Origin of the sequence: Phenylobacterium sp. LjRoot97, assembly GCF_964254345.1 — a bacterium.
Lineage (GTDB): Bacteria > Pseudomonadota > Alphaproteobacteria > Caulobacterales > Caulobacteraceae > Phenylobacterium.
In genome coordinates this window covers 1,849,236-1,869,275 of the sequence record NZ_CAXUTH020000001.1, presented here as the reverse complement: position 1 = coordinate 1,869,275, position 20,040 = coordinate 1,849,236, and the positions used below count along the sequence as shown (strand labels likewise).

The window sequence follows — 20,040 nt, the reverse complement described above, 5'->3', positions numbered from 1 at the left end:
GATTTGGCCGGACAATATGGCGGGGCGCCCCCGCGCCGCAACATAGTTTCATCCTTCTGCGAATCCGGAGTTCGTCACCTTGCCGTCCAAGGCCCGTAAAGCGTTTCTGACCACCGCCTCGATCGCCTTATTGGCCACCATGGCCAACGCCCAGGCGCCGACGGGCGGCGCGCCGGGTCAGGGGCCCTACCGGCCGTTCTCCGGCGCCGAACGGCCGCCGGCCGAAGGTCCGCGCCCGATCGAGCTGACCCAGACGCCGCCGACCGCCTATCGCCAGTCGCTATCGATGACCGACTCGGCCACGCTCAGCTCGGCGCTGGCCGCGGCGAAGCGCGGCGACGTGACCACCGCCCGGTCCGGGATCGCCGCCCTCTCCGACCCGATCGCCAAGAAGCTCGCCACCTGGGCGCTCGTCGATTCCGCCGTGGAATCGATGTCGTTCTTCGAGGTCGACCAGGCCCGCCGCGACCTCGCCGGCTGGCCGCGCGCCACTCGCCGCCAGCTCGGCGCCGAGAAGCTGCTGGAGACGTCCAGCCAGACCCCGCAGCAGATCATCGCCTGGTTCGGCGGCTCCGAGCCCCAGACCGCCGAGGGCGCCATGGCCCTGGCCAGCGCCTACCAGGCCAGCGGCCGCCAAAAGGACGCCGAGGACCTGATCCGCCGCTTCTGGCGCGACAGGCTGTTCGAGGTCACGCCCCAGCGCACCATGCTGGCCCGCTTCGGAACCATGCTGACGCCCGAGGACCACGTTCGCCGCGCCGACATCCTGCTCTATGGTCCGCAAGGCCCGGCGGCGCGCGACATCCTCCCGCTGCTGCCGCCCGACCAGCTCCAGGTCGCCCAGGTGCGGATGGCCTATCGCGCAGGTTCCTCGGCCGCCAACGACCAGGCCAACGCCCTCCCCGGCAATCTCTCCAACGATCCGGGCGTCGCCTTCGAGCGCGCCAGCTATTACCGCCAGCGCAACCTCGAGACCCTGGCGATCGCCAATCTGCGCTACTTCCCGACCGACCTCGCGCACGGCGACATGGCCGATCGCATCTGGGCCGAGCGCTACCGCCTGATCCTCTACGCCCTGCGCAACAGCGACGCGGCCGGGGCCTACGCCGCCGCCGCCAACAGCGGCCTGACCACCGGCGCGCCGGCCGCGGACGCCGAGTTCTACGCCGGCTGGATCGCCCTCACCCGGCTGAAGAAGCCCGACCAGGCGGCCGTCCACTTCGCCAACCTCGAGAAGATCGGCCAGTCGCCGATCACCCGCGGCCGCGCCTTCTACTGGCAGGGCCGCACGGCCGAGGCGCGCGGCGACCAGAACGCCGCCAAGGGCTTCTATGCGGCCGGCGCCAAGTTCAACACGACCTTCTACGGCCAGCTCGCCACCGAAAAGCTCGGCCAAGCGCTCGTGCTTGGCGGCGACCCCCAGGTCACCCAGGCCGACCGTGCGCGGTTTGAGTCCCGCGACACCGTCCGCGCCGCTCGGCTGCTCTATGAGATCGGCGCCCGCGACCTCTTCAAGACCTTCGTCCTGGCGCTCGACGACATCCTGCCCACCGTCGAGGAACAGGCCCTGCTGGTCGACCTCGCCCGTGGCTACGGCGACCAGGACACCTCGATGAAGGTGGTCCGCACCGCCGCCCAGCGCGGGTTCATCCTGCCCGAACGCGGCTACCCGCTGCGTAACCCGCCGCCGGTCGCCGGCGCGCCGGAACCGGCCCTGACGCTCGGCATCACCCGCCAGGAAAGCGGCTTCGATCCGATGGCCCGCTCGGGCGCCGACGCCCGCGGCATGATGCAGCTGTTGCCCGCCACAGCCGCCAGCACCGCCCGCGGCCTGGGCATGAGCTACGACGTCTCGATGCTCTGGCAGCCGGACTACAACATGCAGCTGGGCCAGGCCTTCCTTGGCCGGCAGATCAACAACTTCTCGGGCTCGTACCCGATGGCGATCGCCGCCTACAACGCCGGTCCCGGCCGCCCGCCGCAGTGGGTGCAGTTCTGCGGCGATCCGCGCGGCGGCTCCACCGACCCGATCGACTTCGTCGAGTGCATCCCGTTCTCCGAGACCCGCAACTACGTCATGCGGGTCATGGAGGGCATGCAGGTCTATCGCGCCCGCCTGGCCGGCGGCTCGGCGCCGATCACCCTGACCACCGACCTCAAGCGCGGCTCCTACGGCGGCTATGCCGGCCCGGTCGGCCCGCAGCCGCCGCTGCCGATCGGCGGGGCCAGCACGCCGGTCCCTAACCCGTAGGGACCTAGTGCCCGCCGCCCGGCCCGGCGGCCCGCTTGGGTCGCGGGGCCAGCCAGATGGTCGTCGCGGCGATGGCGAACACCACCGCCGTGGTCAGGAACATCAGGTTGGTCGACAGCATCACCGCCTGGCTCTGCACCAGCCCCTCCAGCTGGCGCAGCGCCTGGTCGGGCGAGAAACCCTGGGCGACCATGCCGTCCAGCGCCGACTGCGGCTGGTTCAGCGCCCCGACCAGTTCGGCGCGCTTGGCGCTGGCCTGGTTCTCCCATGACGTCGTCATCAGCGAGGTCGCGAACGCGCCGGCCACCACCCGCAGGAAGTTGGCGATGCCGGCCGCCGCTGCGGTCTCCTCCTCGTCCACGGCCCCCAGCGCGATGCTCTGGGTCGGGATGAAGAAGAACGGCATGGCAAAGCCCAACGCCAGCTGCGGCAAGGCGATGGTGATGAAGTCGGCGTTGGTGGCGAAGTGGCTGCGCCAGATGGCGATCCCCGCCATCCAGAACACCCCGAAGGAGACCAGCGCCCGTGGATCGCGCTTGGCGACCTGGCTGGCCACGATCGGCGACATCACCACGGCCAGCACGCCCTGGAAGGCGGCGGCGTAGCCGGCCCAGGTGGCGGTGTAGCCCATGTTGGTCTGCAGCCAGAGCGGCAGGATCACCACGCTGGCGAAGAACGCCCCGAACGTCAGGCTCAAGGTCGTCACGCCTATGGTGTAGCCGCGGTGTCGGAACACCCTCAGGTTCACGATCGGGTTCTCGGCCGTCAGCTCCCAGATCAGGAAGGCTACGAAGCCGACCGCCGCGACGATCGCCAGGCCGACGATGAACCCCGAGGAGAACCAGTCGTGCTCCTTGCCGGTGTCGAGCATGATCTGCAGCGCCCCGACCCAGACGATCAGCAGCGTCAGGCCCATATAGTCGACCGGCACCCGGCGCGTGGCGCCCTGACGGGCGATCAGCGCCCGGTAGGCCAGGAACGCCACCCCGAAGGCGACGGGGATGTTGATGAAGAAGATCCAGTGCCAGCCGATGGTGTCGGAGATCGTGCCGCCCAGGATCGGCCCGGCGATCGGCCCGACGACGGTGGTCATGCTCCACAGGCCGAGCGCCTGAGGCGCCTTCTCCTTGGGGAAGATCTGCAGCAGCAGGGTCTGCGACATCGGCATGATCGGGCCGCCGCAGAGGCCCTGCAGCACCCGGGCGAACACGAGGAAGCCGAAGGTCGGCGCCAGGCCGCAGAGGATCGAACAGACCCCGAAGCCGACCAGCCCGAACACGAACACCTTCACCGCGCCGAACCGCTGGGCCAGCCAGCCTGACAGCGGCACGGTGATGGCCTCGGCCACCGAATAGGAGGTGATGACCCAGGTGCCCTGGCTGGGCGACACGGCCAGGCCGCCGGCGATGTGCGGCACCGCCACGTTGGCGATGGTGATGTCCAGCACCACCATGAAGTTGGCCAGGCCGAGCAGCAGCCCGGTGACCAGCAGCGCCATCCCGGTCAGTGGCGCCGGCGCCGGCGTCGATTGGCTCTGGCTCACGGCCGGCCCCTTACTTCGAGATGTCGATCACGGCTTCCATGGACAGGCCGACGCGCAGCGGGTGCTCGGCCAGTTCCTTGGGATCCAGCGCGATGCGGACCGGCACGCGCTGAACGACCTTGATCCAGTTGCCGGTGGCGTTCTGGGCCGGGATCAGCGCGAAGGCCGAGCCGGTGCCGCCGCCGACGCCGGCGACCTTGCCGTGGAACTTCACGCCGGAGCCATAAAGGTCGCTGGTCAGCTCGACCGGCTGGCCCGGCCGCACCTTGCGCAGCTGCACTTCCTTGAAGTTGGCGTCCACATAGGCGGTCTGGATCGGCACGATGCTCATCACCGGCGCGCCGTTGGCGACCTTCTGACCGACCACCACGCTCTTGCGCGCCACCACCCCGTCGACCGGCGAGCGGATCGTGGTGCGGGCCAGGTCCAGTTCGGCCTGGGCCAGCTTGGCGCGGGCTGCGGCGACCTCGGGGTTGTCCTCGACCTTGGTCCCGGCGACCAGGGCGTTGGCGGCCTTCTGCTGACCGGCCGACTGGGCGGCCGCGGCCTTGGCCTGGGCCAGGCCCGCCTGGGCGGCGGCCAGCGCGGCCTTGGCGGCCTGGTAGCGGTTCTCGGCTTGGGTCAGCTCGTCGCCCGACACCGCGCCCGAGTCGGCGAGGTTGCGGCGGCGGCCGTACTCGACCTCGGCCCGTGAATAGTCGGACCGGGCGCTGGCCAGCATCGCCTCGGCGCGGGCGATGTCGGCCCCGCGCGCGGCGGTCTGGGCGCTCAGCGCCTCATCGTTGGCGAAGTACTGGCCGACCCGGCGCTGCGCCTGGCCGAGTTCGGCGCGGGCGCGGTCGACGGCCAGCTCGAAGTCGGCCGGATCGATCACCGCGATCACCTGGCCGGTCTTGACCACCGCGGTCTCGCCGACCGGCGCCTGCACGATGGGCCCGGCGACCAGCGCGGTCACCTGGGCGGTGTCGGCGTTCACATAGGCGTTGTCGGTGGTCACGTGACGCGAACCGACGAGGAAATAGTACAGCCCCCAGATCACGGCGCCGGCGAGCACCACGCCCCCGAGGATCATGAAGAGGCGCTTGCGGCGCGCGCCGTTGGCGGGCGGCGGGGCGGTCGCGACGGCGGCCGCCGGTTGGGGATGCGATCCGATGTCGTCGGGCATGGGAGACCTTTCCGGGGGAGGACGGAAACGGGTTGGGGTCAGGCGGCCCGGAAGCCGCCACCAAGGGCGCGGACCAGGGCTGCATCAAGGGTGAGCGCGCGCGATTCCAGGTCGGCGGCGGCCCGCCGCTGCAGGATCACCGCGTTCTCGGCGGTCAGCACCGAGGTGTAGGAATTCAGGCCGCCTTCGTAGCGCAGGCGGGCGATGCGATAGGCTTCCTCGCCCTTGGCCAGCGCCTCGCGCGCGGCCTCCAGCCGGACGGCCAGCGCGCGTTCGCTGACGGCGGCGTCGGCCACCTCTTTCAGCGCCTGGGTCAGGGTGGCGTCATAGGCGCCGACCGCGGCGTCGTACTCAGCCCGCGCGCCGCGATAGGCGCCCGACAGCCGTCCGCCCTGGAAGATCGGCAGGCTGAGCGCCAGGCCCGCCTGCCCGATGTCCGACCCGCTCTCGCTCAGCATGTCCAGGCCCAGGGACTGGGCGCCGATGAAGCCGGCCAGATTCACATTCGGATAGAAGGACTTGCGCGCGACATCGATGCGCTTGCCGGCCGCCTCGGCGCGCAGCCGCGCCGCGACGATGTCCGGGCGACGTCCGATCAGGTCGGCCGCCAGGTTCGACGGCAGCCCGAACTCGCGCACCGCCGGGGCCTGCGGCTTGGCGATCGCCAGACCGCGGTCAGGACCGGCGCCCAGCAGGGCGGCGATCGCATCGCGGGCCAGGCCGACCTGTTCCTGCGCGGAGGCCAGTTCCTGGTTGGCGCTCGCCAGCCCGGATTCGGCCTGCCGCAGCTCACCCTTGTTGGCTGCGCCGTTCTCGACCTGCTGGGCGACCAGCTTGCGGGTGGCTTCGCGGTTGGCCTGGGCCTGCACGGCCGCGTCTTCGACGGCGAATGCGCGCTGCAGTTCGGCGTAGGCGCCGACCACCGAGGTGGTCAGCATCAGCCGCGCCTGGGCTGCGTCCATCTCGGCGGCCGTGGCTTCCGAGGTCGCTGCGGCCAGCGCCGCGCGGTTCTTGCCCCAGAGATCGAGGTCGAAGCTGAGGTCCAGCGTCGCGCGGCCGGTGTCGTTGTAGCCCTCCGGCACGAAGGCCGGCGGAATTCCGTTGTTGTAGCTCTGCTTGGCCTGCGCGGCCTGCGCGTTCAGCGCCGCGCTGGGCAGCAGCGCCGCGCGGCTCTGCTGGGCCCGCGCCTGCGCCGCACGCACCCGAGCCTGCGCCTGCACCAGGCTGGGAGAGCCAGCCAGCGCCTCGTCGACCAGGGTGTCGAGCTGGGCGTCGCCATAGCCCTTCCACCACTGGTCGGCCGGCCACTCGGCGGCCGGAGCGTCGAAGCTCGAGGTTGCGGCATAGGCCTGCGCGGGCCGGACCTGGGGGGCTGGACCCAGGTTTGGTACGGCCGCGCAGCCCGCCAACAGGAGGGCCGCCGTCACTGGGGGGAGAATCAGGCGTGCCATGCCGCGTCTCGGGAATCGACTGAGGAGAAGTCCGGTCTAGAAAACCGTACGGTACGGTCATATGTTCCCGACACTGGATTTCGTCAAGGACAAACCGTACAGGATGGTCAGATGACAGCCGCCCCCATGAGCCGGCGCGAAGAACGCCGCGATGAACGCCGTGACGGCATTCTCGACGTCGCGCGCGACTGCTTCCTGGCCGACGGCTACGCCGCCACGTCGATGTCCAGCATCGCCGCGCGGCTCGGCGGGTCGAAGGGCACGCTCTACAACTACTTCAAGTCCAAGGAAGAGCTGTTCGAGGCGGTCATGCAGCGCCAGTGCGGCGCCCTGGCCGAGACCCTGTTCGATGTCGAGCACGACGGCGACGACGCCCGCGAGCGACTCGAGCACTTCGGCGCGGCGTTCCTGAAACTGCTGCTGACCCCGGAATCGATCGGCATCCACCGCGTCGTGGTCGGCGAGAGCGGCCGCTTCCCCGAAGTCGGGCGCATGTTCTACGAGATGGGCCCCAAGGTGATCCTGACCAAGATGGCGGGCTACCTGTCCGACCTCATGGACCAGGGCGGCCTGCGCCGCGCCGACCCGTTCGTCGCCGCCCAGCACTTCAAGGACCTGACCATCTCCGGCGTGCAGCAGCCGCGCACCTGGGGCGTCCTCACCGGCGAACTCAGCGACGCCGAGGTCGAGAGCCAGGTGACGACCGCGGTCGACACCTTCCTGCGCGCCTACCGGCCGGACTAGGCCCCTACCCCACCTTGGTCAGCGGCGGCGGCGGCCACTTGCCCTGCCGGGCTTCCGACGACGGCCCATAGAGCCGGAACACCACGTTGAACGGGCCCGCGGCCGGGCTGGGCAGCCAGTTGGACTCCTTGTCCGGCCCAGGCGACGTCGCCTGGACGTAGAGCGTCAGCGACCCGTCCGGCCCGAATTTCAGGTTGCTGCGATCGCCCAGCGAGTAGCGCCTGATCGGGTTCTCGACCAGCAACCGGTCCGGCAGGTTGTACATGGTCGCCGACCAGAAATACGCCGCTGGCGGCAGCTGCTCCTTGGTCAGGCGAACCTCGTAGCGGTTGGCGCCGTCCAACGGCGCGCCGCTCGCATCCCGCATCGTTCCGACATAGACGGCCTCTTCCGCGGCGTTGCCATAGATGCCCATGGCGGCCGCCACCGCGCGCTTCATGATGTAGTTGGAGCCCAGTTGCGCGCGCGAGCCGAACAGGCCGATCGAGCTCGTGGTCTTGGCGACCTCGGCCTCCAACGCCGCCGCCCCGTCCGCGGCGCCGCCGACGATCGCCTCGCGCGCTTCGGGGGTCAGCGCGGCCAGGTCGAACGGCTTGCCGGGCCCCACGCCGATCGTGGCGAACCGCGCCATCAGCGGGACCTCGACCGCCGGCGTCGGCTGGCTGAACTGCAGCAGGAAATTCAGGTAGCCGACGAAGTCCGGTCCCAGCGCCTTGGCCTTGTCCCAGGGTGGGAAGCTGATCGCCGGCGCCGGCGCGGGGGCCGGGGTCTTGGCGAACGCCGACAGCGCCTGCAGCTTGTACTGCGCCTGGAACGCCCGCACGGCGGCGGCGTCCTGCGGCCCGGACATGCTCGTGCGCGCCAGGTTGAGCACCAGGTCGCTCTCGGACCTCAGCACGCCCTTGATGTCGCGCGGCGTGGCGCCCGTCCACCGCGGCCCGGCGATCAGATAACTGCCGGCGTCGCGCCCCGTCGCCCGCACCCCGACATAGCCGAAGATCTGGGTGAACAGGTCCATGAACTGATGCACGTAGTAGCGCCCTTCAGGCGCGGCCGGCACGCTCAGCACCCAGGGCTCGGCCCGCAGGTCCAGCCACGCCCAGGAATAGGGCGTGTCGTTGTTGGGGGTGACGATGTCGCGGTTGGCGGGCGTGAAGAACTGGCTGTAGTGCCGGAACTTGCCGAACCCGACATATTCCGAGCTCTTCGGGTCCTGCGTCTGGCGAACCAGGGTCTGGTAGTTCATCAGCCCGGGAAAGGCGTAGAGCCACGCCTCCTTGGCGATCGCCCGCAGCGGGTCGGCCACGGCGGCCGGCGCCGCCCTCTTCTCGCCCTCCGCGGCCTGACGGCCGCAGCCGGCCAGCAGCGCAGCGCCGCCAAGACCGGCGACGGAGCCCAGCAGCCACCGGCGCGTCTGCACGCCGGATTGGGGAACCAGGAGGGATTGGGTCATGCGGGGCCTCGCCTGTCGGACAGACCCCCACCCTCGCCTCAGGCGAGTACGCCGCGTATTGGGGCGAACCCTGAAGCCGCGCCTTGTAACGCTGGAGCGGGCTAGTCCGCGACCAGGCCGTGCATCAGCCCGTCGAGCGTGACGTGAATCAGCTCGTCGGTGGGGGCCCAGTCGAAGTTCGGCCGGGCGATCATCATGCTGACCACGCCATGGCAGGCGGTCCACAGCGCCTGGGCGGCGCTGTCGGCGCTGCCGGTCCGTAGCCGGCCCTCGGCGGCGATCTCGCGGACCACGTCGGAGAACACCTGGTAGCACTGGTCGCCGAGGTCGGCGGTGGTCGCCTCCTCGCCGATGACCAGCGCCAGCCGCGCCACGTTGCAGAACACCAGCTCGTAGGCGTTTGGATGCTCCAGGCCCCAGCGCATATACGCGTCCAGCATCAGCTTGACGCGGTTGGCGGCGTCCATCGGCTTGGCGGCGATCTCGGCGTTGCGCTCCAGCAGGTTGCGGATCGTGCCCTGGCAGATCTCCAGCAAGATGCAGCTCTTGTCCGGGAAGTGCATGTAGAGCGCCGTCGACGACACCCCGACCTCGTCGGCGATCTTGCGGATCGTCGCGCCTTCATAGCCTTCGGCCACGAAGATGCGCTCGGCGGCCTCCAGGATTTCCTGCCTGCGAAGGTGGCCGTCGCCCTTGGGTTTCCGGGCTGAGCGCCGCGTCGTCACTGCGATGGTCACAGCTATCCTTCCGAGTCCGTTCTGTAACAAACGGAAACCAAAACCACCGCGGTTGCAAGCCTGGACTAAAGAAAAGCCCAGCCGAATCCGAGACTAAGGGCGCCCCTGCGTAAGCTCTCTGGCAGGTGTTCGCCGCCAAACGGCAGCGTTTCGACCGTTCAGGCGTTTCTTTCGGGCGAATGGATGAGGGAGCGGCCATGAGACTGCCCGACGACCAACTGCAACGCCTGGCGCTGCACAGCGCCTTCGGACTCCACCTCGTCGCCAAGTGGATGGCGACCCGTTCCGACGTGGATCCCGAGATTCGCGAACGACTTTCGGTCCATATGGCCGCCCTCGACGGCGTGCTGTCGGCCAACGGCCACGACTGGATTCGCGAGGAAATCGAGGGCACCGAGGCGGCCCTGCAGGGACGCTGAGCCCTCGCAGGACTGGACCACGAGGCTACGAACCGGCTAGTGGGCGGCCATGACCAGGACCGCCCCCGTCGTCGCCGATCTGCCCGGCGCCATGCGCACCACCGGCTGGGCCGACTACGCCCTGCTGGACTCAGGCGGCGGCCGCAAGCTCGAACGCTACGGCCCCTACACCGTCGTGCGCCCCGAACCCCAGGCGATGTGGGATCCGCGGCTGCCGGCCGCGACCTGGGACAAGGCCGACGCCGTCTTCGATCCGTCCGACGAGGAAGACGCCGGCAAGTGGCGCTTCCGCGGCAAGCCCAAGGAAAGCTGGCCGATGGCCTGGGGCGACGTGCGCTTCCACGCCCGCTTCACCGCCTTCCGCCACCTGGCCTTCTTCCCGGAACAGGCCGCCAACTGGGCCTGGCTGGACCACCGCGTGCGCGCCCTCCCCGACCAGCCGCGCATCCTCAACCTGTTCGGCTACACCGGCGTCGCCAGCCTGGTCTGCGCCGCCGCCGGCGCCCACGTGACCCACGTCGACGCCTCCAAGAAGGCCATCGCCTGGGCGCGCGAGAACGCCGCCCTCTCGGGCCTCGACGACCGGCCGATCCGCTGGATCTGCGAAGACGCCCGGCGCTATGTCCAGCGCGAGGTGCGCCGCGGCTCGCGCTATGACGGCATCATCCTCGATCCCCCGAAGTATGGCCGCGGCCCCGACGGCGAGGTCTGGCGCCTATTCGAGAACCTGCCCGAGCTCTCGGCCCTATGCGCTGAACTTCTCGGGGAAAACGCCTCCTTCCTGCTGCTCAACGCCTATGCGGAACGCATTTCCGGGGCGGCCCTGTCGTCGCTGTGCGCCGCCAAGCTGGGCGGCCGCGCCGGGACCATCGACTGGGGCGAACTGACCCTGGTCGAGGACGCCGCCGACCGCCAGATCGGCATGTCCTTCTACGGCCGGTGGTCGGCATGAGCCGCCTTGTCACCTCGCTGACCAACCCGACGGTCAAGTCCGTCCGCGGCCTGCACATGCGCAAGGAGCGCGAGCAGTCGGGTCTGTTCGTGGCCGAGGGCCTGAAGATCGTCACCGAGGCCGTCGAGCTCGGCCACGCTCCACGCATCCTGATGCACGGCAAGGACGCCGAGGGTCATCCGCTGCTCAAGCGCGCGATCCAGGCGACGCTCGCCGCCCGCGGCGAGGTCATCGAGGTCACCCAGGACATCCTCGCCAAGGTCTCCCGCCGCGACAACCCGCAGGCCGTCGTCGCCGTGTTCGCCCAGGTGTTCGCGCCGCTGGCCTCGCTCGATCCCAGCGCGGCGACCTGCTTCGTCGCCCTGCACCGGGTGCGCGATCCCGGCAATCTCGGCACCATCGTGCGCACCGCCGACGCCGCCGGCTGCGGCGCGGTGATCCTGGTCGGCGACTGCTGCGACCCGTTCTCGGTCGAGGCGGTCCGCGCCACCATGGGCTCGATCTTCGCCGTGCCGATCGTCAAGGCGACCGAGGCCGAGTTCGCCGGCTGGCGCTCGTCTTGGCCAGGCTCGGTGGTCGGCACCCTGCTCACCGCCGAGGTCGACCACCGCCAGGCCAGCTACGCCAAGCCGGCCATGATCCTCATGGGCAACGAGCAGCAGGGCCTGACGCCGGACATGGCCGCGCTCTGCGACGTCAACGTCAAGATCCCCATGCGCGGCCGCGCCGACAGCCTGAACCTGTCGGTCGCCACCGGCATCATGATCTACGCCGCCACCTAGTTCCCGCCTCGCCCGCGCAGGCCTTCGCGAGCGCCTTGACGCCGATTTACATAGCTATGTATATAGTTTGCTATATTCATGCTTACGGAGCGGCCAGATGACCCCCGACACCCTCTCCGACCTCGGCGTGATGTTCCTGGGCAGCCGCCTGAAGCGGCTCGGCGACCGGCTGCAGACCGAGGCCGGCGCCATCCTCCAGACCCTGGATCTGCCGGTGCAGCCGGCCCAGCAGCCGCTACTGGCGGTGCTCCGCCGTGAAGGCCCGCTGACGGTCGGCGCCGTCGCCCAGCACCTGCGGCTCAGCCAGCCGACCACCACCCGCGCCCTGCAGGCGCTGATCGAGCAAGGCCTGGTCGAGGTCGGCAAGGACGGCCGCGACCAGCGTCAGAAGATGCTCTCGCTCACTCCCGCGGGCGTTGCGCTCATGGACCGGCTCGAAAGCGACCTCTGGCCGCGGGTCGAAGCGGCCGCCATCTCGCTCTGCGACGGCCGCCATCAGGAACTCATGGACGCCATCGCCCGGGTCGAAGCGGCCCTCGACCAACGCTCGCTGACCGACCGGACCCTCGCCGAACCGACCATGGCCCCCGACATGGCCGTTCGCGACTTCACCGACGATCTGGCCGAGGCCTTCTATGCGATCAACGCCGAGTGGATCGAAGAGATGTTCTCGCTGGAGGCCAACGACATCGACCTGATGTCGAACCCCCGGGACCGGATCGTCGACCAGGGCGGCGCGATCCTGTTCGCCGAAGCTCAGGGCCTTGGCGTCGTCGGGACCTGCGCGATCATGAAGGCCAAGGACGGTTGGTACGAGCTCACCAAGATGGGCGTCTCCAAGTCCGCCCGCGGCCGCAAGGTCGGCGAGTTCCTGCTGGCCAAGGCGATCGAGCGCGCCCGCGCCATGGGCGCCGCCGACCAGCTCTACCTGCTGACCAACACCAAGTGCGGCCCGGCCATCCATCTCTACGAGAAGCTCGGCTTCGAGCACGACGTCGAGGTTATGGCCCTGTTCGGCGCCCGCTATGAGCGCTGCGACGTCGCCATGCGCTTCCGGGCCTAAGTCCCGCGCGGCTTGGCCCGCGCGGTCGGGGCCGTATTGGCCGGGTCCTCGGGCCAGACGTGCTTGGGATAGCGCCCGCGCATGTCCGAGCGTACGTCCCGCCAGGATCCGCCCCAGAACCCCGGGAGGTCCTTGGTGGTCTGGATCGGCCGATGCCCCGGCGACAGCAGCGACAAGGTCAGCGGCGCGCCGGCCACCCGCGGATGCTCCTTCAGCCCGAAGACCTCCTGCACGCGCACGTCGACCCGCGGCCCGCCCTCGGCGGCGTAGTCGATCGAAAAGCTGTTGCCGGTCGGAGCCGTCCAGCGCGCCGGGGCCGATGCCTCTAGCTTGCGCTGCAACTCCCACGGCACAAGCGCACGCACCGCGCCATCAAGCGCGTCCGCTCGTACGGCGCCCAATGAACGCACCCCCGTCAGCAGCGGCGTCAGCCAGTCGTCGAGCTGTTCGATTAGGGCCGCGTCGCTGAGGTCCGGCCAGTCCTGCCCCTGGGCGCGCAGGAACGCCGCGCGCTCACGGAACGACCGCGCCGCCTCGCCCCAGGGCAGCTTGGAAAGTCCCTCGGCCCGCACGCGATCGGCCAACGCTGCGGCGATCAATGCTGGGTCCGGGTTCTCGTCGATCTCCTCGCGCACCGTCACCCGGCCCAGCCGCGTCAGCCGCTTGGCCCGCAGCCGCCCGCCGCCGCTCTCGTCGAGCCGGTACTCAGTCTGCATCTGGCCCCGGAACGCGGCGACCAGTTCCCCCTCGTCCACCGGCGCGGCCAGCAGGATGCGGTCGCGCCGCTCACCGCCGCCCATCTCGGCGATGGCCAGCCACTTCTCGCGCGCCAGGGCGTCGGTCGGCTCGACGAAGGCCCCGCGGCCGCTGACCAGCTGGAACTCGCCGCTCCCGCCGCGCGCCTTGGCGATCCGCTCGGGGTAGGCGAAGGCCAGCAGCAGGCCGTCGTCCAGCGGTTCGCCCTTGCCGGGCTTGCCCGCCAGCCGCGCCCAGCGCTCGGCCAGGGCGCGGGCGTCGCGGGCCCGCGGCGAGCGGTCCCGGCCCAGCCCCTCCAGCCGGTGGCGCAGATCGGCGTCGCGCCCGCCCAGGCCGCGCTCGGTCACCAGGGCGGCGATCTGCGCGGCCCGCTCGGCCTGCCCGGTCTCGCCGGCCTTCAGCACCATGTGCGCCAGCCGCGGGGCCAGCGGGAACTCACTCAGCGCCTCGCCGTGCGCGGTCAGCACCCCGTCGTCGCCCAGCGCCTCCAGCCGCCGCAGCAGCGTGCGCGCCTCGTTGAACGCCGCGGCCGGCGGCGGGTCCAGGAACGCCAACTCGCTCGGATCGCGCGCGCCCCAGCGCGCCAGGTCCAGCGCCAGGCCCGACAGTTCCGCGTCGAGGATCTCCGGATCGGCGAAGGCCGGCAGCGCCCGGGTCTCGGCCTCGTCCCACAGCCGGTAGGCGACGCCCGGCTCAGTCCGCCCCGCCCGGCCGCGCCGCTGGTCGGCGGCGGCGCGGCTGACCCGCACCGTCGCCAGCCGGGTCAGGCCGCTGGCCGGGTCGAACCGCGGCACGCGCGCCAGCCCGCAATCGATCACCACCCGCACGCCCTCGATGGTCAGGCTGGTCTCGGCGATCGAGGTCGCCAGCACCACCTTGCGCACGCCGGCCGGCGCCGGGCTGATCGCCGCGTCCTGCTGCGCCGGATCCAGCGCGCCATAGAGCGGGGCGATCCTCACGTCGGGCCGCCGCACCCGTTCCTGCAGCCGTTCGGCGGTCCGCAGGATCTCGCCCTGCCCGGGCAGGAACACCAGGATGCTGCCGGTTTCCTCGGCCAGCGCCCGCTCGACGGCGCGCACCACCCGGTCTTCCAGCCGCAAGCGCTCGTCGCGGCCCAGATAGCGAGTATCCACAGGAAAGCTGCGGCCCTGGCTCTCGATCACCGGCGCGTCGTCGAGCAGCCGCCCGACCGCCGCCCCATCCAGTGTCGCCGACATCACCAGGATGCGCAGGTCCTCGCGCAGCACCCCCTGCGCGTCCCGCGCCAGCGCCAGGCCGAGATCCGCATCCAGGCTGCGCTCGTGATACTCGTCGAAGATCACCGCGCCGACCCCGTCCAGGCTCGGGTCCGCCAGGATCATGCGGCTGAACACGCCCTCGGTGACCACCTCGATGCGCGTCCGGGCCGACACTTTCGACTGCATCCGGACGCGGTAACCGACTGTTTCGCCGACCTTTTCGCCCAAGGTCTTGGCCATGCGGTCGGCCGCCGCGCGGGCCGCCAGCCGCCGCGGCTCCAGCATCACGATCTTGCGCCGCTCCAGCCACGCGGCGTCCAGCAGCCGCAGCGGGACCAGCGTCGTCTTGCCCGCGCCCGGCGGCGCCACCAGCACCGCCGAGGTCCGCGCATCGAGCGCCGCCTGCAGGGCGGGCAAAATTTCCTCTACCGGAAGCATGCCGTGGTCTAGCCGCGCCTGCGCGCCGGGCCAAGACGGACGCTCATCCCGCGGGCGCCCGCTTTGGCGCAAAGCTCAGCGACGGCTTGGCGCTTGACCGCAAGGTTACGAAGAGGCCACGTAACGCCCAATCAGACCGCGCGGCGGGGGCCGCACGGGTTTTCCTGGAGGAAATATGTGGCGAGTTAAATCGCTCGACGCGATTCTCGCGACCGCAGAGAAAAAGTCTCTGCATCGGTCGCTGGGCGCGTTTCAGCTTACCATGCTTGGCATCGGGGCCATCATCGGCACGGGGATCTTCGTTCTGACCGCCGAAGCGGCGCAGAAGGCCGGCCCCGGCATGATCGCCGCTTTCATCATTGCCGGTTTCGTCTGCGCGGTCGCCGCGCTCTGCTACGCCGAAATGTCTTCGATGGTCCCGGTTTCCGGGTCCGCCTACACCTATAGCTACGCCGTGATGGGCGAATTGCTGGCCTGGATGGTCGGCTGGGCGCTGATCCTGGAATACGCCGTCGCCGCCGGGGCGGTGTCGGTCGGCTGGTCCGGCTACGTGGTCGGCCTGATTGAGCACGCCTTCCATATCGACATACCCAACGCCCTGACGCTCGGCCCGATGGACGGCGGCATCGTCAACCTGCCGGCCGCGCTGATCGCCCTGGCCGTCACCGGCCTGCTGGTCATCGGCACCAAGGAATCGGCCACCGTCAACGCCGTCCTGGTGGCGGTGAAGGTCGCGGCCCTCACCCTGTTCATCGCGCTGGCCGTGCCGGTGATGAACATGGAGAACTTCCATCCGTTCGCTCCGCTCGGCATGGCCGGGGTTTCGGCGGCAGCAGCCTCGATCTTCTTCGCCTATGTCGGCTTCGACGCGGTCTCGACCGCGGCCGAGGAGACCAAGAACCCGCAGCGCAACATGCCGATCGGCCTCATCGGCTCGCTCGGCATCTGCACCATCTTCTACATCCTGGTCGCCTCGGGCGTGATCGGCACTGTCGGCGCCCAGCCGATGACCGACGCCAACGGCGTCGGCCTGCGTCCCGGCAGCCCCGAGCTCACCGCCGCCTGTAAGGCCGCCGGCGACGCCGCGGTGGTCTGCTCGAAGGAAGCCCTGGCCTGGACCCTGCGCTCCATCGGCTGGCCGCAGGTCGGCAACCTGATCGGCCTCGCCGCCGGCCTGGCCCTGCCCTCGGTCATCCTGATGATGATGTTCGGCCAGACCCGCATCTTCTTCGTGATGAGCCGCGACGGCCTGCTGCCGGCCGTGCTGTCCAAGGTCCACCCGAAGTACCACACCCCGCACGTGATCACCGTGATCACCGGCGTGTTCGTGTCGCTGTTCGCCGCCTTCTTCCCGGTCGGCGTGCTGGCCGACATCTCGAACTCGGGCACCCTGTTCGCGTTCGCGATGGTGGCCATCGCGGTGCTGGTGCTGCGCAAAACCGATCCGAACCGCAAGCGCCCGTTCCGCGCGCCGGCGATCATGGTCGTCGCGCCGCTGGCCGCGGTCGGCTGCGTCTACCTGTTCTTCAGCCTGTCGACCGAGACCAAGCTGCTGTTCCTGGCCTGGGCGCTGATCGGCCTGGTGGTCTACTTCCTCTACGGCTACCGCAAGAGCCACGTCGGCCGGGGCATCGTCGATGTCCCCGAACTGGACAGCGATGCGCCTCCCGGCCCCGTCGCGCCGATGCCGGGCGCGCCGGCGCCTGGCGATCGCCAGCACTGACTTGGAGAGGCCCGGGTTCGTCCCGGGCCTTTTCTTATGGCGCGACAGGCCCGATGTTAGGGACCATGAACGCCGAGCCCACCATCCGCGCCCTGATCGCGCCGGTCACCCCGCTGCAGCAGAACTGCACCATCGTCTGGTGCGCCAAGACCTTGAAGGCCGCCATCATCGATCCGGGCGGCGAGGTTCCGCGCCTGCTCGAAGCCCTGAAGGCGCATGGCCTGACGCTCGAGAAGATCTGGATCACCCACGGCCACCTCGACCACGCCGGCGGAACCGCCGCCCTGCAGGAGGCCACCGGCGCCCCGATCGAGGGTCCGCATCCCGACGACGGCTTCTGGATCGACGAGATCACCGCCTCGGGCGCCAAGTGGGGCATGCCCGACGCCCGCTCGTTCACCCCCGACCGCTGGCTCGCGGACGGCGACACGGTGTCGCTGGGCGAGACCCAGTTCGAGGTCTACCACTGCCCCGGCCACACCCCCGGCCACGTCGTGTTCTTCCATCGCGAGGCCCGCTTCGCCCAGGTCGGCGACGTGCTGTTCCAGGGCTCGGTCGGCCGCACCGATTTCCCGCGCGGCAACCATCAGCAGCTGATCGACTCGATCACCGGCAAGCTCTGGCCGCTGGGCGACGACGTGGCCTTCGTCCCGGGTCATGGCCCGATGTCGACCTTCGGCCAGGAGCGCCGGACCAACCCGTTCGTCGCCGACGAGGTCCTGGCCGGCGCGTAATGCTTTCAGTCGTGAAATCTGCGCGTTACGCGGGCGCGTGAAAATGCCCCGGATGGATACACGTAGCGAACAGTCCGGGGCGGGCTCCAGCGCCCGCATTCTGATGGTCGACGACGATCCGGGCATCCGGGACGTCGTGTCCGACTTCCTGGGCAGGCACGGCTATCAGGTCGAGACCGCCGGCGACTCCCGCGAGATGGAACAGGCGCTGGAACGCGGTCCCATCGACCTGATCGTGCTCGACGTCATGCTGCCGGGCGAGGACGGCCTGGCCATCTGCCGCCGGCTGGCCGTCGGCGAAGGCCCGCCGATCATCATGCTCTCGGCCATGGGCGAGGACACCGACCGCATCGTCGGGCTCGAGCTCGGCGCCGACGACTACCTCTCCAAGCCGTGCAACCCGCGAGAGCTGCTGGCCCGCGTCCGCGCGGTGCTCCGCCGCGCCGAACTGCGCGGCCAGGCCGCCTCGACCAGCGCCGGCTGCGAGTTCGCCGGCTGGCGCTTCGATCTGGTCCGCCGTGAACTGCGCTCGCCGCAGGGCGTGGTGGTCAACCTGTCCTCGGGCGAGTTTTCGCTGCTCCGCACCTTCGTCGAGCGGCCGCAGCGGGTGCTGACCCGCGACCAGCTGCTGGAATTCGCCCGTGGCCCGGACTCCGACGCCTTCGACCGGGCCATCGACGTCCAGATCAGCCGCCTGCGCCGCAAGCTCGACGACGGCGGCGGCGGCCAGGACCTGATCCGCACCATCCGCAACGAAGGCTACATGTTCACCGCCAAGGTGAAGCGTCTGTGACCGCGCCCTGGGCCGGGCGGCCGACCGCATCCCTGTTCGGTCAACTGCTCGCCCTGATCGGGCTCAGCCTGGTCGCCGCCCAGGCCATCAGCCTGTTCCTGCTGTTCAATCTGCCGCCGCCGGCCCCGGACTTCTACCGGATCGGCGAGATCGTCCAGACCCTGCGCGGCTCGCCGCCGACCTTCAGCGAGCGTCACCCGCTCACGGTCACGCTCACCAAGACTCCGCCGCACCTGGTGATGGAAGGGCGGATGACGCCGAAGATCCGCGCCCAGATCGCCGCGGGGCTCGGCGTGCCGGTCGAGCGGGTGCTGGTGGCCTCGACCTCGCGCTTCCCGTTCTCCGACCGCCGCGTCTTCCGGGTCATCCGCGATCGGATGGCGCGCGAGGGCGGCGAGGTCGAAGACCATTTCATGATCGCCCCGTTCAAGGTCGCCGTGCAGCAGGCCGACGGCCGCTGGAAAGTGCTGACTCCCGAACGCGGCATCGGCCTCGACGCCTGGCAGCAGCGGATCGTGCTGCTGTTCCTGCTCTCGGCCCTGGCCATGACGCCGGTCGCCTTCGTCTTCGCCCGCCGGCTCTCCGCGCCGATCAGGCTTTTCACCGATGCGGCCGAGCGGCTCGGCCGCGACCCGCGCGCCCCGCCGTTGTCGCTCAAGGGCTCGGCCGAAATCAGCGTCGCGGTGAAGGCGTTCAACGACATGCAGGAGCGCCTGCGCCGCTACGTCGAGGACCGCACCGCCATGGTCGGCGCCATCGCCCATGACCTGCGCACGCCCCTGACCCGCCTGCGGTTCCGCATCGAAAACGTGCCCGAGGACGTGCGCGTGAAGATGGCCGCCGACATCGACCAGATGGAGGAGATGATCTCCGCCGCCCTGACCTTCGTGCGCGACACCAGCCGGCCGGGCGAGCGGACCCTGCTGGAGCTCTCCTCGCTGCTGGAAAGCGTCTGCGACGAGATGGCCGACACCGGCGCCGACACTCAGGTCGAACGCGGAGAGAAGGTGGTGCTGGAGGGCGATCCCCTGGCCCTGCGCCGGCTGTTCGCCAACCTGCTCGAGAACGCGACCAAGTTCGGCGACCGCGCCCGCGCCCGCGTCTACCGCGACGGCGCCAGCGCCATCGTCGAGATCGAGGACGACGGTCCCGGCATCCCGCCCGAGGAGTTCGAGCGGGTGTTCGAACCCTTCTACCGGCGCGAGCCCTCGCGCAGCCGCCAGACCGGCGGCATCGGCCTGGGGCTGGCCGTGGTCCGCTCGGTGGCGCGCGGCCACGGCGGCGACGTGGTGCTGGTCAATCGCCCCAGCGGCGGCCTCACCGCACGCGTCCAGCTGCCGATCTGACCGCTCCGGAAAATTTTAACACCGCCTGCGCGGCGCACGGCCTCGCCGCTATCCCCTGCCAGTCCTCGGACGCCGTGTCCGGACAAAGCTTTGCGGTACGAAAGGTCGCAGGCGCCAATCGCATTTTGCGCGCAACCTCCTTCGCCCTTGGCGAGTTTGCTTGACCGTAAGGATAGCGAGGCGTCGACCGCCCTCCCCCCGACGGTCGGCGCGCAGAGGAGCCGCTCATGGATCTTGAACCCACCGCCAAGCCGAAATCCCGCCGCGGATTTGCAGCAATGAATCCGGAACGCCGCCGCGAGATCGCGCGCAAGGGCGGCGCCAGTGTTCCGGGCGAGAAACGCAGTTTCGCCAAGGACCGCGACCTGGCCGCCTCCGCTGGGCGCAAGGGCGGTGAGTCCTCGCGTGGTGGCGGCCGCAGTCGCGGCGATCGTCTCGAGAGCTGAGACGCC

Annotated in this window: 17 protein-coding genes; 11 read left to right on the top strand and 6 right to left on the bottom strand. The window is 70.3% G+C overall.

All coding sequences use genetic code 11. From position 1 onward, the window contains the following. Positions 1 to 79: 79 nt before the first annotated feature. On the top strand, positions 80 to 2,251 hold the full coding sequence (locus tag ACSQ2H_RS09360) for a transglycosylase SLT domain-containing protein (RefSeq protein ID WP_436061144.1): 2,172 nt from the start codon (positions 80 to 82) through the stop codon (positions 2,249 to 2,251). Positions 2,252 to 2,255: 4 nt separating this feature from the next. On the opposite strand, the gene ACSQ2H_RS09355 is transcribed toward ACSQ2H_RS09360, so the two are convergent. From ACSQ2H_RS09355 to ACSQ2H_RS09345, 3 genes are read right to left on the bottom strand one after another with little or no spacing between them, the layout of a single operon-like run. Then, positions 2,256 to 3,794, bottom strand: coding sequence for a DHA2 family efflux MFS transporter permease subunit (locus ACSQ2H_RS09355; protein WP_436061143.1), 1,539 nt, complete (start codon positions 3,792 to 3,794; stop codon positions 2,256 to 2,258). A 10-nt stretch (positions 3,795 to 3,804) separates the two neighbouring features. After that, positions 3,805 to 4,959 carry an HlyD family secretion protein gene (locus tag ACSQ2H_RS09350; RefSeq protein ID WP_436061142.1) on the bottom strand — a complete coding sequence of 385 codons (1,155 nt, stop codon included), beginning with the start codon at positions 4,957 to 4,959 and terminating at the stop codon, positions 3,805 to 3,807. 38 nt (positions 4,960 to 4,997) lie between these two features. Further along, entirely contained in the window at positions 4,998 to 6,410 is a 1,413-nt protein-coding gene (locus ACSQ2H_RS09345; RefSeq protein ID WP_436061141.1) for an efflux transporter outer membrane subunit, read from the bottom strand. 111 nt (positions 6,411 to 6,521) lie between these two features. Between ACSQ2H_RS09345 and ACSQ2H_RS09340 the strand changes: the two genes are divergently transcribed. Then, the gene (locus tag ACSQ2H_RS09340) at positions 6,522 to 7,154 is read left to right on the top strand and encodes a TetR/AcrR family transcriptional regulator (protein WP_436061140.1); all 633 of its coding nucleotides are present in this window, start codon (positions 6,522 to 6,524) and stop codon (positions 7,152 to 7,154) included. Positions 7,155 to 7,158: 4 nt separating this feature from the next. On the opposite strand, the gene ACSQ2H_RS09335 is transcribed toward ACSQ2H_RS09340, so the two are convergent. Together ACSQ2H_RS09335 and ACSQ2H_RS09330 are read right to left on the bottom strand one after the other, a co-directional pair. Continuing rightward, positions 7,159 to 8,607, bottom strand: coding sequence for a DUF1254 domain-containing protein (locus ACSQ2H_RS09335; protein ID WP_436061139.1), 1,449 nt, complete (start codon positions 8,605 to 8,607; stop codon positions 7,159 to 7,161). A gap of 101 nt (positions 8,608 to 8,708) precedes the next feature. Beyond that, a complete protein-coding gene (locus ACSQ2H_RS09330) occupies positions 8,709 to 9,344 on the bottom strand; it encodes a TetR/AcrR family transcriptional regulator (RefSeq protein WP_436061138.1) in 636 nt (211 codons plus the stop codon). A gap of 197 nt (positions 9,345 to 9,541) precedes the next feature. Here ACSQ2H_RS09330 and ACSQ2H_RS09325 point away from each other — a divergent pair, with 197 nt between their 5' ends. The 4 genes from ACSQ2H_RS09325 (at position 9,542) to ACSQ2H_RS09310 (ending at position 12,560) form a co-directional block, all read left to right on the top strand. Further along, complete coding sequence (locus ACSQ2H_RS09325) at positions 9,542 to 9,763, top strand: hypothetical protein (RefSeq protein ID WP_156378297.1); 222 nt, start codon at positions 9,542 to 9,544, stop codon at positions 9,761 to 9,763. A 49-nt stretch (positions 9,764 to 9,812) separates the two neighbouring features. Then, positions 9,813 to 10,715: a class I SAM-dependent methyltransferase gene (locus ACSQ2H_RS09320; protein ID WP_436061137.1), complete on the top strand. Its 903-nt coding sequence runs from the start codon at positions 9,813 to 9,815 to the stop codon at positions 10,713 to 10,715. Further along, on the top strand, positions 10,712 to 11,497 hold the full coding sequence (locus ACSQ2H_RS09315) for a TrmH family RNA methyltransferase (protein WP_436061136.1): 786 nt from the start codon (positions 10,712 to 10,714) through the stop codon (positions 11,495 to 11,497). The genes ACSQ2H_RS09320 and ACSQ2H_RS09315 overlap by 4 nt, the downstream gene beginning before the upstream one ends. Positions 11,498 to 11,594: 97 nt before the next feature. After that, positions 11,595 to 12,560: a bifunctional helix-turn-helix transcriptional regulator/GNAT family N-acetyltransferase gene (locus ACSQ2H_RS09310; protein ID WP_436061135.1), complete on the top strand. Its 966-nt coding sequence runs from the start codon at positions 11,595 to 11,597 to the stop codon at positions 12,558 to 12,560. Here the strand turns inward: ACSQ2H_RS09310 and hrpB are convergent. Further along, positions 12,557 to 14,992 (bottom strand): ATP-dependent helicase HrpB, encoded by a 2,436-nt coding sequence (hrpB, locus tag ACSQ2H_RS09305; RefSeq protein ID WP_436061134.1) that lies wholly within the window; start codon positions 14,990 to 14,992, stop codon positions 12,557 to 12,559. The genes ACSQ2H_RS09310 and hrpB overlap by 4 nt on opposite strands. A 175-nt stretch (positions 14,993 to 15,167) precedes the next feature. Between hrpB and ACSQ2H_RS09300 the strand changes: the two genes are divergently transcribed. From ACSQ2H_RS09300 to ACSQ2H_RS09280, 5 genes are all read left to right on the top strand, one after another. Beyond that, positions 15,168 to 16,715 carry an amino acid permease gene (locus tag ACSQ2H_RS09300; RefSeq protein WP_436061133.1) on the top strand — a complete coding sequence of 516 codons (1,548 nt, stop codon included), beginning with the start codon at positions 15,168 to 15,170 and terminating at the stop codon, positions 16,713 to 16,715. A gap of 65 nt (positions 16,716 to 16,780) precedes the next feature. After that, complete coding sequence (locus ACSQ2H_RS09295; protein ID WP_436061132.1) at positions 16,781 to 17,449, top strand: MBL fold metallo-hydrolase; 669 nt, start codon at positions 16,781 to 16,783, stop codon at positions 17,447 to 17,449. A gap of 52 nt (positions 17,450 to 17,501) precedes the next feature. Continuing rightward, positions 17,502 to 18,242, top strand: coding sequence for a response regulator (locus tag ACSQ2H_RS09290; protein WP_436061131.1), 741 nt, complete (start codon positions 17,502 to 17,504; stop codon positions 18,240 to 18,242). Beyond that, positions 18,239 to 19,588 (top strand): ATP-binding protein, encoded by a 1,350-nt coding sequence (locus ACSQ2H_RS09285; RefSeq protein ID WP_436061130.1) that lies wholly within the window; start codon positions 18,239 to 18,241, stop codon positions 19,586 to 19,588. The genes ACSQ2H_RS09290 and ACSQ2H_RS09285 overlap by 4 nt, the downstream gene beginning before the upstream one ends. 227 nt (positions 19,589 to 19,815) lie before the next feature. After that, positions 19,816 to 20,034 (top strand): general stress protein, encoded by a 219-nt coding sequence (locus tag ACSQ2H_RS09280; protein WP_056018305.1) that lies wholly within the window; start codon positions 19,816 to 19,818, stop codon positions 20,032 to 20,034. Positions 20,035 to 20,040 lie beyond the last annotated feature (6 nt).

Excerpts from the sequence above, each read along its gene's own strand:
- ACSQ2H_RS09350 (WP_436061142.1), bottom strand. The coding sequence starts at position 4,959 with ATGCCCGACGACATCGGATCGCATCCCCAACCGGCGGCCGCCGTCGCG.
- ACSQ2H_RS09345 (WP_436061141.1), bottom strand. The coding sequence starts at position 6,410 with ATGGCACGCCTGATTCTCCCCCCAGTGACGGCGGCCCTCCTGTTGGCG.
- ACSQ2H_RS09340 (WP_436061140.1), top strand. The coding sequence starts at position 6,522 with ATGACAGCCGCCCCCATGAGCCGGCGCGAAGAACGCCGCGATGAACGC.
- ACSQ2H_RS09335 (WP_436061139.1), bottom strand. The coding sequence starts at position 8,607 with ATGACCCAATCCCTCCTGGTTCCCCAATCCGGCGTGCAGACGCGCCGG.
- ACSQ2H_RS09325 (WP_156378297.1), top strand. The coding sequence starts at position 9,542 with ATGAGACTGCCCGACGACCAACTGCAACGCCTGGCGCTGCACAGCGCC.
- ACSQ2H_RS09320 (WP_436061137.1), top strand. The coding sequence starts at position 9,813 with ATGACCAGGACCGCCCCCGTCGTCGCCGATCTGCCCGGCGCCATGCGC.
- ACSQ2H_RS09315 (WP_436061136.1), top strand. The coding sequence starts at position 10,712 with ATGAGCCGCCTTGTCACCTCGCTGACCAACCCGACGGTCAAGTCCGTC.
- ACSQ2H_RS09310 (WP_436061135.1), top strand. The coding sequence starts at position 11,595 with ATGACCCCCGACACCCTCTCCGACCTCGGCGTGATGTTCCTGGGCAGC.
- hrpB (WP_436061134.1), bottom strand. The coding sequence starts at position 14,992 with ATGCTTCCGGTAGAGGAAATTTTGCCCGCCCTGCAGGCGGCGCTCGAT.
- ACSQ2H_RS09300 (WP_436061133.1), top strand. The coding sequence starts at position 15,168 with ATGTGGCGAGTTAAATCGCTCGACGCGATTCTCGCGACCGCAGAGAAA.
- ACSQ2H_RS09295 (WP_436061132.1), top strand. The coding sequence starts at position 16,781 with ATGAACGCCGAGCCCACCATCCGCGCCCTGATCGCGCCGGTCACCCCG.
- ACSQ2H_RS09290 (WP_436061131.1), top strand. The coding sequence starts at position 17,502 with ATGGATACACGTAGCGAACAGTCCGGGGCGGGCTCCAGCGCCCGCATT.
- ACSQ2H_RS09280 (WP_056018305.1), top strand. The coding sequence starts at position 19,816 with ATGGATCTTGAACCCACCGCCAAGCCGAAATCCCGCCGCGGATTTGCA.